Below are 14,046 nucleotides of genomic sequence, written 5' to 3' on the forward strand. Positions count from 1 at the left end.
GGCTGGGTCCCGCCGTGCGCGGAAGCCGAGCCGGGCCATGGTCGGTGGCCGAGCGGGCCGAGCAGGTCAGGCCCACCGAGCGCCCCGGACCATCCTCACCGCCCGATATCGCGCACCAGCAGATCCTCGACGGTCTCGCGGCGCACGAGCACCCGGGTGCGTCCGTCGCGCACCGCGATCACGGGCGGCCGGCCGACGCCGTTGTACGCCGAGGCCAGGCTGTGGTGGTAGGCGCCGGTGCAGGGCACGGCGAGGACTTCGCCGGGGTGCAGGTCGGCGGGCAGGCGCACGTCGGCGGCGAGCACGTCGCCGGCCTCGCAGTAGCGGCCCACGACGGTCGCCACCATGTGCGGCCCGCACGGGTGGCGGTTGGCGATCACCGCCTCGTAGCGCGCGCCGTACAGCGCGACGCGCGGGTTGTCGCCCATGCCGCCGTCCACGGTGACGTAGGTGTGCCCGCCGTCGACGTGTTTGACCGAGAGCACCCGGTACAGCGTCACGCCTGCCCGCGCGACGATGGCGCGTCCGGGTTCGAACGCGATCCGCGGCCGGGGGAAGCGGTGCCGGGCGCAGGCCGCGTCCAGGCCGTCCTCCACGATGTCGGCGAGTTCGCTGAGGTCCATCTCGGCGTCACCGGACCGGTAGGCCACCGCGTGCCCGCCGCCGAGGTCGAGTTCGGTGAGCAGCACGCCGTGCGCGCGATGCGCCTCGGCCGCCGCGGCGACCATCCGGCGGATCGCCTCGCCGTAGTGGTCGGGGTTGTGGATCTGGGAACCCAGGTGGCAGTGGAAGCCGACGAGCTCCAGATTCGGTTGTCCGACAAGGCGTGCCACGGCCTCGGCGGCGGCGTCGCTGCCCAGCGGCAGCCCGAACTTCTGGTCCACCACGCCGGTGCGCACGGCCGGGTGCCCGTGCACGTCGATCCCCGGCGAGAGCCGAAGCAGCACGCGCTGGCGCCGGGTGGCCAGCGCGGAGAGCAGCGTGATCTCGGTGAGCGAGTCCACCACGATCCGGCCGACGCCGTGGCGCACCGCCGTCCGCAGTTCCTCGGAGGTCTTGCCGTTGCCGTGCAGCACGATTCGCTCGGGGTCCACGCCGGCGGCCAGCGCGACGGCCAGCTCGCCGGCCGAGCACACGTCCACCGAAAGACCTTCGGCGGCAACCCATTCGGCCACGCCCGTGATCATCAAGGCCTTGCCCGCGTAGATGATCTCCGCCTCGGGGAACCTCGCGCGGTAGGCGCGGCAGCGGTCGCGGACCTCGTGTTCGTCGAGGACGTAGACCGCCGTGCCGTACTCGTCGGCGATGTCGGCGAGGGCTACCCCGCCGACCGTGATCCGTCCCTCGGTGTCGTAGTGCGTATTGCGCGGCCACACCGCCGGGTCCAGCCGCGAGGGCATTCCCGACTTCAACGAGGGGAAGATGTCGAGCAGCGTCACAGTGTTCTCCTGGTGTGCCCCCGCTTTCTCGGCACTGCGGGGCCGATGCCAGGACTACGCCGATCCGGGCCGGGTGAACCGCTCGCCTACGCCTCCTTGACGCGCCCGCGCTCGTTCCTGACGGACCGCTGACGCCGGCTCAGCCGCCGAGCTTGCGGTAGAACGCCCCGGCGATGGGCGCGGTCACCGCGCGCGGACCGTACTGTCCCGCGACGCTCATCCCCTTGCTGATCAGGCCGGGGACCACGCGCATCTTGTTGCGGGCCAGCGCGTCGATGGACACCTTCGCGGTGTGCTCGGAGGACACCCACATGAAGTCGGGCACCATGCGGTCCACGATCGACGCCTCGGCCGGGTCGGGGGTCTCGGTGCGCACCGGGCCGGGCGCGAGCAGCGTGACGTGCACGCCGGAGCCCTTCAGCTCGCCGCGCAGCGATTCGGAGAAGGTGTTGGCGAAGGCCTTGCTGGCCGCGTAGGTGGCGTTGTTCGGGATCGGCATGTTGCCCGCGGCCGAGCCGCTGATCAGGATGCCGCCCGCGCCGCGCGCGATCATGCCGGGCAGCACGGCGAGGGTGAGGTCGTGCACCGCCACCGCGTTGAGTTCCATCTGGGCGCGTTCGTAGGCCAGATCCAGTTCGGCGACCGGCCCGAACGTGGCGATGCCCGCGTTATTGCACAGGATCGCGATATCGCGGGCGGCCAGTTCCTCGGCGAGCGGCCCGCGCTGGTCGCGGTCGGCCAGGTCGACCGCGCGCACCTCGGCGGTGATGCCGTGCGCGAGCGTGAGCCGCTGCGCGAGCTCGTTGAGGACGTCGCCGCGGCGGGCGACGAGGATCAGCGAATAGCCGCGACCGGCAAGATCGGCGGCCAGGGCGGTGCCGATGCCGGAGGAGGCCCCGGTGACGACGGCGCGGTTCTCGGAGGTGGGGGAGGGCAGGCTCACGCCAGCGATGCTAGGCGATGCCCGCCCGCCTACAGCCGCGCGGCCAGGCGGGTGCCCTGGTCGATCGCGCGTTTGGCGTCGAGTTCGGAGGCCAGTTCGGCGCCGCCGATGAGGTGCGGGGTGATGCCCGCGGCCAGCAGCGGCTGCTCGAGGTCGCGCACCGACTCCTGGCCCGCGCAGATGATCACGTTGTCCACCGGGATCAGTTGCGGCCGTTCGCGTTTCTCGCCGAAGCTGATGTGCAGGCCGTGATCGTCGATGCGTTCGTAGTTCACCCCGCCGATCTGTTCGACGCCCTTGGCCTTCAGCGCGGCGCGGTGCACCCAGCCGGAGGTCTTGCCGAGGCTCTTGCCGAACGTGCCCGACTTGCGTTGCAACAGCACCACTTCGCGCGCGGCGGGGGAGGGGCGCGGGGTGGTGAGCTGGCCGGGGACCTGCTCGTCGTCGGCGGTGACGCCCCACTCCTCCTTCCACTCCTCCAGTTTGAGCGCGGGATGCCCGTCGACGGTGAGGAATTCGCTCACGTCGTAACCGATGCCGCCCGCGCCGATCACCGCGACCCGCTTGCCGACCGGTTTCCCGTCGCGGACTAGTTCGGCGTAGGAGAGCACCATCGGGTGGTCGATGCCGGGGATGTTCGGGATGCGCGGCTTCACGCCGGTGGCGAGCACCACTTCGTCGTAGCGGCCTTCGAGCAGTTCGCCTGCGCTCACCCGCTTGCCGAGATGCAGTCGCACGCCGTGGATTTCGATCATCCGCGTGAAGTAGCGGATGGATTCGCTGAACTCCTCCTTGCCGGGGATGCGGCGGGCGATGTCGAACTGGCCGCCGATCTTGTCGTCGGCCTCGAACAGGTCCACGCGGTGGCCGCGCTCGGCCAGGCTCACCGCCGCCGAGAGGCCGGCGGGCCCCGCGCCCACCACGGCGACGCGCTTGGCGCGGCGGGTGGGCAGCAGCTTCAGCTCGGTCTCGTGCCCGGCGCGCGGGTTGAGCAGGCAGGAGACGGTCTTGTGCTGGAAGGCGTGATCCAGGCAGGCCTGGTTGCAGGCGATGCAGGTGTTGATCTCGTCGACGCGGTCCTGCGCGGCCTTGTTCACCCACTCCGGATCGGTGAGGAACGGGCGCGCGAGCGAAACCAGCTGGGCGTCACCGCGAGTCAGGATCTCCTCGGCGATCTCGGGCATATTGATGCGGTTGGACGCGCACACCGGGATGCTCACCTCGCGGGTGATCTTGGCGGTGAACTCCACGAACGCCGCGCGCGGCACCGAGGTCACGATGGTGGGCACCCGCGCCTCGTGCCAGCCGATGTCGGTGTTGATGATGGTGACGCCCGCCCGCTCCAATTCCTTGGCGAGCGTGACGATCTCTTCGAACGTCTGCCCCTTCTCCACCAGTTCGGCCATCGAGAGCCGGAACACGATGATGAAGTCGGTACCGACCGCCGCCCGCACGCGGCGCACGATCTCGAGCGGCAGCCGCCTGCGGTTCTCCGGCGACCCGCCCCACTTGTCGGTGCGCTTGTTGGTGCGCGGGGCGAGGAACTGATTGATGAAATAGCCCTCCCCGCCCATGATCTCGCAGCCGTCGTACCCCGCGAACTGCGCGAGCTGAGCGCAGCGGGCGTAGTCGTCGATGGTCTGCTCGACCCCGCGCGAGGAGAGCGCGCGCGGCCGGAACGGATTGATCGGCGCCTTGATCGAGGACGCCGAAACACTGCCCGGCATATAGGAATAGCGTCCGGCGTGCAGGATCTGGATGGCGATCTTGCCGCCCTCGCGGTGCACCGCCTTGGTGATGGCGCGGTGGCGGTAGGCCTCGGTCTTGTTGGTGAGCTTCGCGCCGAAGGGCAGCAGCCAGCCGGTGCGGTTGGGGGCGTAGCCGCCCGTGATGATCAGGCCCACACCACCTTTCGCGCGTTCGGCGAAGTAGGCCGCCAGCTTGTTCGTATCCCAGGCGCGATCCTCCAGTCCGGTGTGCATCGAGCCCATCACCACGCGGTTGCGCAGCGTGGTGAAGCCGAGGTCGAGCGGTTCGAACAGGTGGGGGAAGGAACTCATGGGGGCGTCTCGCCTTTCGCTCGGTCCGGGCGCGGGGCTGACGCGCCGGGACGCAGGGCTTGCAGTACCTCGTCGCACCATTCGGTGAACCCGGCCTCCACGCGGATACCGCCGCGCAGGACCAGGTACTGGTGCAGGGCCGTGCCGGAGAGCTGATCCGGCGCGGCGAAGTCGCGTTTCTCGATGAGGCGGTACACCTCGAGCCGGGCCGCGTGCTCGTCGCGGTGGCGGGTGATCTCCGCGCACAGGGCGTCGATATCGCCGTGGGCGGCGCCGCGGATCTTGACGCCGAGTTCGCTGCGCGGCAGGTCGGTGTTCGACGGCGCGGCGATCCAGCGGGCCAGTTCGGCGCGGCCCGCGGCGTTCACCGAGTACACCTTCTTGTCCGGCTTGCCCTCCTGCGCCACGGATTCGCAGTCCAGCCAACCGGATTCCTCCATGCGCCGCAGCACCCGGTAGATCTGCTGGTGGGTGGCGCTCCAGAAGAAGCCGATGGACTTGTCGAAGCGGCGGGCCAGCTCGTAGCCCGAACCGGCCCGCTCGGTCAGCGATACCAGCAGCGCGTGCTCGAGGGCCATGCGGCGACTTTACTCGGAACTCACAGTACTATGCAACCGAGTGCATAGCGTTCCGGCGCGCGTCGCGCGGCCGAACCCGGGTGCGCGACCTCCGCAGCCATTACGCTGCGTGGCATGACCGAGGTGGACGCGCGCGGCACGATCGGAGAGGCCGCCGGGCGCGGTCAGGTGGTCGCGTGGGGGCTGTGGGACTGGGGATCGTCGGCGTTCAACGCGGTGATCCTGACCTTCGTGTTCTCGGTCTATCTCACCAAGGAGGTCGGCGACGACCTGCCCGGCGGCGTGTCGGCCAGCGCGTGGCTGGCCTGGGCGCTCGCCGTCTCGGGCGTGGTCGTCGCGCTCACCGCGCCCGTCAGCGGGCAGTGGTTCGACGCGGCCGCGAAACGCAAACGCGGGCTGGGTGTTCTGACCGCGCTGGTGGTGTTGTCGATGATGGCGATGTTCTTCGTGCACGACGACCACCGCGACCTGTGGCTGGGCCTGGTGCTGCTGGCGTTCGGCGCCGCGGTCTTCGAACTGGCGAACGTGCCCTACAACGCCATGCTGCGCCAGGTGTCCACGCCCGAGACCGTCGGCCGGGTCTCCGGATTCGGTTGGGCCATGGGCTATTTCGGCGGCATCTTCCTGCTGCTCATCTGCTACTTCGGCTTCATCTCCGGTGACGGCGACACCCGGGGCATCTTCGGCATCCCCACCGACGACGGCCTCAATATCCGCCTGGTCGCGGTGCTGGCGGCGGTGTGGTTCGCCGCGTTCGCGCTGCCCGTGCTCTTCGCCGTGCCCGAATTGCCGCGCACCGGAGCCGATCCCGGCGCGGCGAGCGCGGGAATCCTCGGGTCGTACCGCGTGCTGTTCCGCGATCTGCGCGATCTGTGGCGCACCGATCGGCGCACGGTCTGGTATCTGCTGGCCAGCGCGGTCTTCCGGGACGGGCTGGCGGGCGTGTTCACCTTCGGCGCGATCCTCGCGGTGCAGGTGTACGGCATCGCCGACGCCGATGTGCTGCTGTTCGGCGTGGCCGCCAACGTGGTGGCGGCGCTGGGCGCGGTGGTCGCGGGCCGGTTCGACGACCGGGTCGGGCCCAAGCGGGTGATCGTGGGCTCGCTCGGGGCGATGCTGGTGTGCGGCGTCGCGCTGCTGATCGTGTCGGGCCCGGCTATGTTCTGGGTGTTCGGCCTGCTGCTCACCATCTTCGTCGGCCCGGCGCAGGCCTCGGCGCGCTCGTTCCTGGCGCGCCTGGCCCCGCCCGGCCGCGAGGGCCAGATGTTCGGCCTCTACACCACCACCGGCCGCGCGGTCTCGTTCCTCGCGCCCGCGCTGTTCGGCCTGTTCGTGTGGTTGTTCGACGCCGACCGGGCGGGCATCGTCGGCCTGCTGATCGTGCTCGGGCTGGGCCTGCTCGTGCTACTGCCCGTGCGCGCGCCGGAGAGGGATTCGGCGCAGACCGTCTGACGCGCCGGACTCGTCGGTGCGCCGGTCTCGTCTGAGCGTGTCGGTTCCGCCTGAGTGTGTCGGTCCGACCTGAGCGTGCCAGTCCCGCCTGAACGCGCCGAGCCCGCCTGACCACGCCGAGCCCGTCTGACGAGCCCGGCCCTCTCTCGCGTGGACGGTAGCCAGAGCCGCCGCCGAGGCGGGACTACCGGTCCGGGCCCGGCAACCGCACTACCGGTGTTCCGGCCGCCGCACGGACCACGGGAGGGAATCCCGGACTCGCCGGAGCCCGGACGAAGTCCGCGCTCACCGGTCCTTCGGCGGCCACCAGTTGTCCATGCCGAGCGCGATCAGCCGCACCTTCTGCACGGTGTTCGCGACGGCGTTGCGCTGCTCGCGCTCGTCGGCCGAGAGGTAGGTGGCGATACCGTCGGCGACGGTGCCCACCAGCAGGTCGGCGGCGATCTCCAGATCGCGCGGGCTCCAGTCGTCCAGGGTCGGCACCCGCGAGAGGTCGGCGACGAGTTCGCGCACGATCAGCTGGAGTTCCAGCGCGATCGCCTTGCGCAGGATGGCCGAACCGCCGTGCCGTTCGCGGGTGAGGAAACCGAAGATCGCGCGTTTGCCCGCCACCTGGTCGAAGACGAAGCGCACCGTGTCGGCCACGCTCGCGTCGGGCTTGCGGCGCACCTCGCGCAGCGCGAGCCGCAGCGCGGTGACGCCCTCGTCGACCAGGGCGGTGCCCAGATCGTCGAGCGAGGCGAAGTGCCGGTAGAAGGCGGTGGGCACGATGCCGGCCGAGCGGGCGATCTCACGCAGGCTCAGGGCCGCGAAACCGCGGTCCTCGGCCAGCGCCAAGGTGCCCTCGACCAGGGCCTGCCGCGTGCGCTCCTTGCGCTCGCCCCGGGTTGCTGCCTGCTCGCTCATCAGGGTGAGCATACATCCGTTCACCATTCGCTTTTCCACGTTGTGTAGTTCGGGTCACATGCTTTGCCGGTTGACACCGGCCCATGTCCATCGGTCACACTAAGTGAGTGTACAGGCGTGCACTGAAATTTCGTCCAGTGACGATCCGCACGCCCGACAGCCCATCAGTACCCACGAGCAGAGGCACGGAGAACCGAATGGTGGATCTCATCGACCTGGTGCAGACCCTGACCACGCCCCACCCGCTGGACCGGTATCTCGAACTGGTCCGCCCCACCCTCACGGTGCGGCAGACGCGTGCCGAGATCACCCACGTGCGCCGCTCGGCGCCCGGCTCGGTGACGCTCACCCTGCGGCCCAACCGCCGGTGGCGCGGGCACGTCGCGGGGCAGTACGTCCAGCTCGGCGTCGTCATCGACGGCGTCCGGCACACCCGGTGCTATTCGCCGGTCAACCCCGAGGGGCGCCGCGACCGCCACATCCAGCTCACCGTCAAGGCGCATCCCGGCGGGCTGGTGTCGCAGTACCTCTACGAGCACGCCACGCCCGGCACGGTGGTGGATCTGAGCCCCGCCGAGGGCGTGTTCCGCCTGCCCGCGCCGCGGCCGGAGAAAGTGCTGCTGATCAGCGGCGGCAGCGGCATCACGCCGGTGCTGTCGATGATGCGGACCCTCGCCGACGAGGGCTACCCGGGGCAGCTCACCTTCCTGCACTACGCGCGCTCCCCGGAGGCGGTGCCGCACCGGGCGGAGATCGACGCGATCGCCGCGCGGCACCCGAACTTCCGCATCGAGATGCGCTACCCGGAACAGGGCCACGGCCCGTTCGGCTACGACGAGCTCGAGCGCGTCGCGCCCTGGTACGCCGAGGCGCAGACGTTCATGTGCGGCCCGCCGCCGATGATGGAAGCGGTCCGCAAGGTGTTCGAGGCCGAGGATCTCGGCGAACGCCTGCACTCGGAGGAGTTCACCCTCTCGGTCGCGCCCGTCGACGCGAGCGAGGTGACCGGTGCGACCACGTTCAGCGCCAGCGGCGTGACTTCCGAGAACGCCGGGGCCAGCCTGCTCGAGCAGGCCGAGGCCGCCGGACTGAACCCGGAGTACGGCTGCCGCATGGGGATCTGCTTCTCCTGCACGGCCGTTCGCCGCACCGGCTGCACCCGCAACCTGCGCACCGGTGAACTCGACAGCGACCCCGACCAGCCCATCCAGCTCTGCGTCAGCGCCGCCGTGGGCGATGTCGACATCGAAATCTAGACACGAAGGGGACTCTCGACATGACCATCCTGACCGAAACCAAAGACGGCCCGCTGGTCCTCACGCCCGAACAGGTGGAGGAGATCGGCAAGACCCTCGACGAGCTGCGCGCCCGCATCGTCGCCGACCTGGGCGATCGCGACCGCGAATACATCTACTCGATCATCAAGGCGCAGCGCGGACTCGAGATCGCCGGGCGCGGCCTGATGTACCTGGGCTTCCTGCCCCCGTTCTGGCTGGCCGGCGTCGCCGCGCTCGGTGTGTCGAAGATTCTCGACAACATGGAGATCGGCCACAACGTCATGCACGGCCAGTACGACTGGATGCGCGAGCCGGACCTGAACTCCCGCGAATTCGAGTGGGACACCGTGTGCCCGGCCGACCAGTGGCGGCACTCGCACAACTACATGCACCACACCTACACCAATATCCACGGCATGGACCGCGACATCGGCTACGGCATCCTGCGCATCGATGAGGGCCAGAAGTGGAACCCCTACTACCTGGGCAACCCGCTCTACGCGTTCCTGCTCATGGTGTTCTTCGAGTGGGGCGTCATGCTGCACGACGCCGAGGCGGAGAACATCGTGCAGGGCAAGCGCAAGTGGAGCGACCTGAAGCCGCTGGTCAAGGGCTGGTGGCGCAAGGCGGGCAAGCAGTCGCTGAAGGACTACGTGATCTTCCCGGCGCTGACCGGCCCGCTGTTCGTGAGCACCCTGCTGGGCAACGCCGCCGCGAACATCGTCCGCAACGTGTGGGCGTACTCGATCATCTTCTGCGGGCACTTCCCGTCGGGCGTACAGACGTTCACCGAGGACGAGACCGCTGAGGAGACCCGCGGCGAGTGGTACGTGCGCCAGATGCTGGGCTCGGCGAACATCGACGGCGGCAAGCTGTTCCACATCATGAGCGGCAACCTGTCGCACCAGATCGAGCACCACCTGTTCCCCGACGTGCCCGCCAACCGGTACCCGGAGATGGCGCCCGAGGTGCGCGCGCTGTGCGAGAAGTACGGCCTGCCCTACAACAGCGGGCCGCTGCGCAAGCAGCTCGGCGATGTGTGGCTGAAGATTTTCAAGCTCTCGCTGCCGGATCGTTTCGTCAAGGGGTCGCCATCACCCGGTGTTATCGTGATGCGACAGCGGAAGGCAACCGAAGTGGGCGTGTGAATGATCGGGAAATTCGAGACCAACAAGGATTTGATCCAGGAATTGACGTCGTCCGGTGCCCGGCACGTCGGAAATATCGCGACGATCATCACCGGCACCGTGCAGGAGGTCACCCGGGAGATCGGTGAGTGGATCACCGACGCGATCGAGATGAACGAGGCGGCCGCGGCGGCCCGCAAGGACGCCGCCGCGCACCGGGAGGCGGCGCTGTTCGACGACGAGGACGCCGCGGCCGGGTTCGACGAGCCCGCCGCCGCGGCCCCCGCCACCGAAAAGCCCACCGCCGAAACGTCGTTCGTGGAGGCCGAGGTCGTCGACACGGAGGTCGACGACCGCCGGTGATCACCACACCGGCAGCCTGCGCCGGTGTTCGGCGACGTCGGTGATCAGATCCTGATAGCCGTCGGCCAGCTCGGCCAGCCGGGTCCACTGCAGGCGGGCCTGGCCGTCCAGCCCGGCCGGCGGCCGATCGGTCGCGTCGGTGAAACCCAGGGCCTGTCGCGCCGCAATCCATTTCGCCGCCATCCTGTCGATCACCGCGCCGAGCGTCTCGGTGTGCAACGAGGCGCCGGTGCGGTGGACGACGTGGGTGGCCACCCAGCCGTTGATCCGGTCCACGAGTTCGGCGCGGTGCCCGTCGATGTCCTCGAGTGCGGTGCGCTGCGGGTCGCCCGCGCCCGCGGTCAGCGCCCGCCTGCGCTCGTGGCAGGCGGCCAGTTCGCGGGCGGTGTCCAGGACCGGGTGCCCGCGCCCGTCCCGGTCTCGGAAGGCGCGCAGCAGCGCCGAACTCGGCGGCAGCTCGTCGGCCCGGACGCGGCTCACGGCGTATTCGGTCGGCATGGCGCTCTCGCGATCAGGATCTCGGCGTGGATGCGCCAGGGCCGAGGGGGATTTCGGGGAGGAGCAGCCCCTCGGCGCCGGCGCAGCCCCGAGTCCGCGCGCCCCCACTCGATCCCCCGGCACGCCTCGGGGCGACCGGGAAATACGCGACGGTGCGTTGAGGAAGACGACCCGGTGAATCGGGACACTTTCAGGAAAGCGCGAGCGCGGAAACCGCGCAATAGTATGGTGTAAAAATCAACGCGCCGGCGGGAAATCGTTATCGTCCGTTACGTTTCGGTCACCGGGAATCCGCGGGGATCCGCGCCGGAATGGCGGTCGGCATATGCGCGGCAACCGATTCGGCGGGGCTGCTGCGCGCCTCCGGTCGATGGGCTAACCTCGGAGTTCGTGCCCGCCTACGTGTCGTCACCGGAGCTGACGTTCGGTTTCATGTTCGCCCTGGAAGACCCGGAGCGAATCGCGGAGGTCGTCCGCGGCCTGATCGTCCGGAAAACGGTGTCGGTGTACCGGCTCGCGCGCCTGTCCGACGACGGCGGCCCGCCCGAACGCTATGTCGTGAACTGGGGCGCCATTCCGCAGATCTCGATCACCACCACCGCGCCGGAGCCCGACGAGTTGCGCGCCAACCGGATCATGCTGGTCAACGCGTTTCTCAGCGAACGCGGTGAGGTCAGTCTGTATTCGGCGCAGGGGGAAGCGCCGACCTGATCGCACGCCTGGCCGCGAAGGCAACTGTGCCGCGAGTACAACTGTGCACCGGTACTCGCGTTCGTGCACCGGGATCCGAGTTCGGCTTGTCATTCGGGCGCCGGCGCCCTTCGGCTCCGGAAGCGCTGAGCTTCGGGGGTGGGCCGGACGCGACGCACCCGGCCCACCCCGTGCGCTCAGCCGACCGGGACGCGTGACTCCAGCCGCCCCGTGCGCGCCAGGCGGTACAAGCCCGCCGCCGAGGCCAGCCCGATCGCGATCAGCGCCGCCCACGCCAGCGAACTCACACCGGCCGCGCGCGCCGCGTCGAGCACCGTGCCGGTGCCCAGGTTTCCGAGCAGGATGCCGGTGCCGACGATGGTGTTGTACAGCCCGTAGTGGGTGGCCACCAGCCGGTCACCGCACAGCGCCACCACGGTGTCCATCTCGAACGGGAACACCGCCGCCGCACCGATGCCCAGTCCGGCGGCGGTCAGCAGCAGTGCACCCACCGCGACCGGAACGCCGAACGCCGTGCCGGGCACCAGCAGCAGCGGCACGAACGCCGCCGCCAGCACGCCCAGCCCGATCACCAGGCTGCGCGGCCTGCCCCAGCGCGCCGCGAACCAGCGGGTGATGCGCAGCTGCCCGGCGATCGCGATCACGCCCGACACCACGAACACCGCCGTCATCAGCGCGGCCGCCGCTCCCGCGCCGACCACGCGGTCGGCCTGCATGGGCAGCGCCAGATACACCTGGAACGAGAGCACGTAGCAGCCGATCATCGCCGCCGAGAACAGCAGGAACGGCCGGTTGGCCAGCGCCGTGCGCCAATCGTCCAGCACCGAGGCCGATTTCGGGGCCGCGCGGTGCTGGGGCAGCGCGCGCAACTGGGCCACCGTGAGCACGGCGAACACCGCGGCCGCGGCGGCGGCCGTCACCTGGAAGTCGAATGCCATCAGTACCAGCCCGAGGATCGGCCCCAGCAGGGTGCCCGCCTGGTAGAAGATGTTGAACAGTGCGAACGCCTCCAACCGGCGTTCGCCCGCGTCGACCGCCAGGTACGCGCGCACCGCCGGGTTGAACAGCGCGCCCGCGAATCCCGTTGCCGCCGAGGCGATCAGCAGCGCGGTGAGCGAATCGGCGACGGCCAGCAACGCGAAACCGCCGGTGCGCAGCAGGCAGCCCGCGACGATCAGCGGTTTGTAGCCGAGCCGGTCGGCCAGCGTGCCGCCGACCAGGAACATGCCCTGCTGGGAGAAGTTCCGGATGCCCAGCACCAGTCCCACCGCCCACGCGGCCAGTCCCAGCGGGCCCGCCATGTGGGCGGCCAGGTACGGCATGAGCATGAAGAACCCGGTGTTGATGGCGAACTGGTTCACCATCAACATCCGGCTGGGCGCGCCGAAGCTGCGGTAAGTGGCGTAGAAGTTCCTCACCGCGCGGCCCCGGGCCGGGCTGGTACGTCGGGCATGTGCGGGTCCTCGGTCGGGTCGGTCAGCGGGCGCGCCTTCGGGTCCACCACCGTCGCGCAGCGCGTCCACGAGTCCACCACGGCCGCCGACGGGTGGGGCAGGGTGGCCGGTTCGACGGGTGGTTCCCCGCCGAGCAGACCGTGTTCGCGGCAGTACGCGTCGTTGTAGACGGTGTCGAAGTAGCGCAGCGGCCCGTCGGGGAAGATCGCGGCGATGCGCTGGTCGGGGTCGCCGGTGCGGGCCAGCCAGCCCGCGACGAGCGCGACCGCGCCCACGCTCCAGCCGCCGCCCGTGTGGTGGGTGGCGGCCAGCGCCCGGCACGCCCACACGGCCTCGGCGGGCGCGACCCAGTGGACCTCGTCGAACGCCGGGTAGTCGACGTTCGCGGGATGGATGGAGGAGCCCAGCCCGCGCATGAGGCGGGGCCCGGCGGGCTGGCCGAAGATGGTGGAGGCCACGGTGTCGACGCCGATCAAGCGCAGGTGCGGAAACCAGCGGCGCAGCGCCCGGGAGATGCCCGCGGAGTGCCCGCCGGTGCCCACCGAGCACACCAGCGCGTCGATCCGGCCGAGCTGGGCGACGAGTTCGGTGGCGAGGGCGGTGTAGGCGTCGCGGTTGTCGGGGTTGCGGTACTGGTCGGGGCACCAGGCGCGCGGGTCGGCGGCGAGCAGGTCGGTCACGCGGTCGCGGCGGGCCTGCTGCCAGCCGCCCACCGGGTGCGGTTCGGTGACGGTCTCCACCCGCGCGCCATAGGCGGCGAGCATGCGCGCCACGATCGGCTCCAAACCGGGGTCGGTGACCAGCGTGACCGGGTGCCGATACACCGTGCCCGCCAGCGCGAGCCCGAGTCCGAGTGTGCCGCTGGTGGATTCGACGATCGGCGCGCCGGGCGCGAGTTCACCGCGCGCGGTGGCGCGTTCGACCATGTGCAGGGCGGGCCGGTCCTTCATCCCGCCCGGATTGGCGCCTTCGAGCTTTGCCCAGAACCCCCGGCCCGCGGGCGCGAGTGGTTCGGTGATCCAGAGGACGGGCGTGTTGCCTACCAGGGTGGCGGGGCGGGGGCAGCGCTGGGCGCTGGTGAGCAGTCCGGCGGGGCTCGGCGTCGCGTCGGGCGACGCGGGCAGGGGGTACTGCAAGGCTGCGGTCATGGAATCGTCCGATTCTGTGCGGGTCGGGGCGCGCGGGGACGCGCGTCACCGACGGGGTGTGGTGCGGGACGCACGGACACCGGCCGCGCA

The 14,046-nt window shown here is 70.3% G+C and carries 13 protein-coding genes; 5 read left to right on the top strand and 8 right to left on the bottom strand.

Annotated elements, in window-relative coordinates; all coding sequences use genetic code 11:
- Nucleotides 1–95: 95 nt before the first annotated feature.
- The 4 genes from lysA to OHB21_RS19350 all read right to left on the bottom strand — a co-directional run bounded on the left by lysA (nt 96) and on the right by OHB21_RS19350 (nt 5,020).
- Nucleotides 96–1,439, bottom strand: a complete 1,344-nt coding sequence (lysA, locus tag OHB21_RS19335) for a diaminopimelate decarboxylase (RefSeq protein WP_195126462.1) — start codon at nt 1,437–1,439, stop codon at nt 96–98.
- Between the two features lie 139 nt (nt 1,440–1,578).
- Nucleotides 1,579–2,382 carry a mycolate reductase gene (gene cmrA / locus OHB21_RS19340; protein WP_067511274.1) on the bottom strand — a complete coding sequence of 268 codons (804 nt, stop codon included), beginning with the start codon at nt 2,380–2,382 and terminating at the stop codon, nt 1,579–1,581.
- Between the two features lie 29 nt (nt 2,383–2,411).
- Complete coding sequence (locus tag OHB21_RS19345) at nt 2,412–4,442, bottom strand: NADPH-dependent 2,4-dienoyl-CoA reductase (RefSeq protein ID WP_067511273.1); 2,031 nt, start codon at nt 4,440–4,442, stop codon at nt 2,412–2,414.
- Nucleotides 4,439–5,020 carry a PadR family transcriptional regulator gene (locus tag OHB21_RS19350; RefSeq protein ID WP_067511272.1) on the bottom strand — a complete coding sequence of 194 codons (582 nt, stop codon included), beginning with the start codon at nt 5,018–5,020 and terminating at the stop codon, nt 4,439–4,441. Before OHB21_RS19350 ends, OHB21_RS19345 begins: the two co-directional genes overlap by 4 nt.
- 114 nt (nt 5,021–5,134) lie before the next feature.
- On the opposite strand from OHB21_RS19350, the gene OHB21_RS19355 reads away from it, so the two are divergent.
- Nucleotides 5,135–6,472 (top strand): MFS transporter, encoded by a 1,338-nt coding sequence (locus OHB21_RS19355; RefSeq protein WP_067511271.1) that lies wholly within the window; start codon nt 5,135–5,137, stop codon nt 6,470–6,472.
- Nucleotides 6,473–6,757: 285 nt separating this feature from the next.
- Here OHB21_RS19355 and OHB21_RS19360 read toward each other — a convergent pair whose 3' ends face one another.
- Nucleotides 6,758–7,378: a TetR family transcriptional regulator gene (locus OHB21_RS19360; RefSeq protein WP_228801575.1), complete on the bottom strand. Its 621-nt coding sequence runs from the start codon at nt 7,376–7,378 to the stop codon at nt 6,758–6,760.
- Between the two features lie 197 nt (nt 7,379–7,575).
- On the opposite strand from OHB21_RS19360, the gene OHB21_RS19365 reads away from it, so the two are divergent.
- Genes OHB21_RS19365 through OHB21_RS19375 form a run of 3 tightly spaced genes read left to right on the top strand, consistent with a single transcriptional unit; the run spans nt 7,576 to nt 10,145 of the window.
- Entirely contained in the window at nt 7,576–8,634 is a 1,059-nt protein-coding gene (locus tag OHB21_RS19365; protein ID WP_067511269.1) for a ferredoxin reductase, read from the top strand.
- A 20-nt stretch (nt 8,635–8,654) separates the two neighbouring features.
- A complete protein-coding gene (locus OHB21_RS19370; protein ID WP_067511268.1) occupies nt 8,655–9,803 on the top strand; it encodes a fatty acid desaturase family protein in 1,149 nt (382 codons plus the stop codon).
- A complete protein-coding gene (locus OHB21_RS19375) occupies nt 9,804–10,145 on the top strand; it encodes a hypothetical protein (protein ID WP_067511267.1) in 342 nt (113 codons plus the stop codon).
- On the opposite strand, the gene OHB21_RS19380 is transcribed toward OHB21_RS19375, so the two are convergent.
- On the bottom strand, nt 10,146–10,643 hold the full coding sequence (locus tag OHB21_RS19380) for a DUF4254 domain-containing protein (RefSeq protein ID WP_067511266.1): 498 nt from the start codon (nt 10,641–10,643) through the stop codon (nt 10,146–10,148).
- Nucleotides 10,644–11,033: 390 nt separating this feature from the next.
- Between OHB21_RS19380 and OHB21_RS19385 the strand changes: the two genes are divergently transcribed.
- The gene (locus OHB21_RS19385) at nt 11,034–11,354 is read left to right on the top strand and encodes a hypothetical protein (RefSeq protein ID WP_067511265.1); all 321 of its coding nucleotides are present in this window, start codon (nt 11,034–11,036) and stop codon (nt 11,352–11,354) included.
- A gap of 176 nt (nt 11,355–11,530) precedes the next feature.
- Here OHB21_RS19385 and OHB21_RS19390 read toward each other — a convergent pair whose 3' ends face one another.
- Both OHB21_RS19390 and OHB21_RS19395 read right to left on the bottom strand, forming a co-directional pair.
- On the bottom strand, nt 11,531–12,772 hold the full coding sequence (locus OHB21_RS19390) for an MFS transporter (protein WP_407674977.1): 1,242 nt from the start codon (nt 12,770–12,772) through the stop codon (nt 11,531–11,533).
- Nucleotides 12,769–13,956: a PLP-dependent cysteine synthase family protein gene (locus OHB21_RS19395; protein WP_195126465.1), complete on the bottom strand. Its 1,188-nt coding sequence runs from the start codon at nt 13,954–13,956 to the stop codon at nt 12,769–12,771. The genes OHB21_RS19390 and OHB21_RS19395 overlap by 4 nt, the downstream gene beginning before the upstream one ends.
- Between the last annotated feature and the right edge of the window lie 90 nt (nt 13,957–14,046).

This window comes from Nocardia puris, from assembly GCF_036051655.1.
Classification (GTDB): domain Bacteria; phylum Actinomycetota; class Actinomycetes; order Mycobacteriales; family Mycobacteriaceae; genus Nocardia; species Nocardia puris.

Excerpts from the sequence above, each read along its gene's own strand:
- OHB21_RS19345 (WP_067511273.1), bottom strand. The coding sequence starts at position 4,442 with ATGAGTTCCTTCCCCCACCTGTTCGAACCGCTCGACCTCGGCTTCACC.
- OHB21_RS19350 (WP_067511272.1), bottom strand. The coding sequence starts at position 5,020 with ATGGCCCTCGAGCACGCGCTGCTGGTATCGCTGACCGAGCGGGCCGGT.
- OHB21_RS19355 (WP_067511271.1), top strand. The coding sequence starts at position 5,135 with ATGACCGAGGTGGACGCGCGCGGCACGATCGGAGAGGCCGCCGGGCGC.
- OHB21_RS19360 (WP_228801575.1), bottom strand. The coding sequence starts at position 7,378 with ATGAGCGAGCAGGCAGCAACCCGGGGCGAGCGCAAGGAGCGCACGCGG.
- OHB21_RS19365 (WP_067511269.1), top strand. The coding sequence starts at position 7,576 with ATGGTGGATCTCATCGACCTGGTGCAGACCCTGACCACGCCCCACCCG.
- OHB21_RS19370 (WP_067511268.1), top strand. The coding sequence starts at position 8,655 with ATGACCATCCTGACCGAAACCAAAGACGGCCCGCTGGTCCTCACGCCC.
- OHB21_RS19375 (WP_067511267.1), top strand. The coding sequence starts at position 9,804 with ATGATCGGGAAATTCGAGACCAACAAGGATTTGATCCAGGAATTGACG.
- OHB21_RS19380 (WP_067511266.1), bottom strand. The coding sequence starts at position 10,643 with ATGCCGACCGAATACGCCGTGAGCCGCGTCCGGGCCGACGAGCTGCCG.
- OHB21_RS19395 (WP_195126465.1), bottom strand. The coding sequence starts at position 13,956 with ATGACCGCAGCCTTGCAGTACCCCCTGCCCGCGTCGCCCGACGCGACG.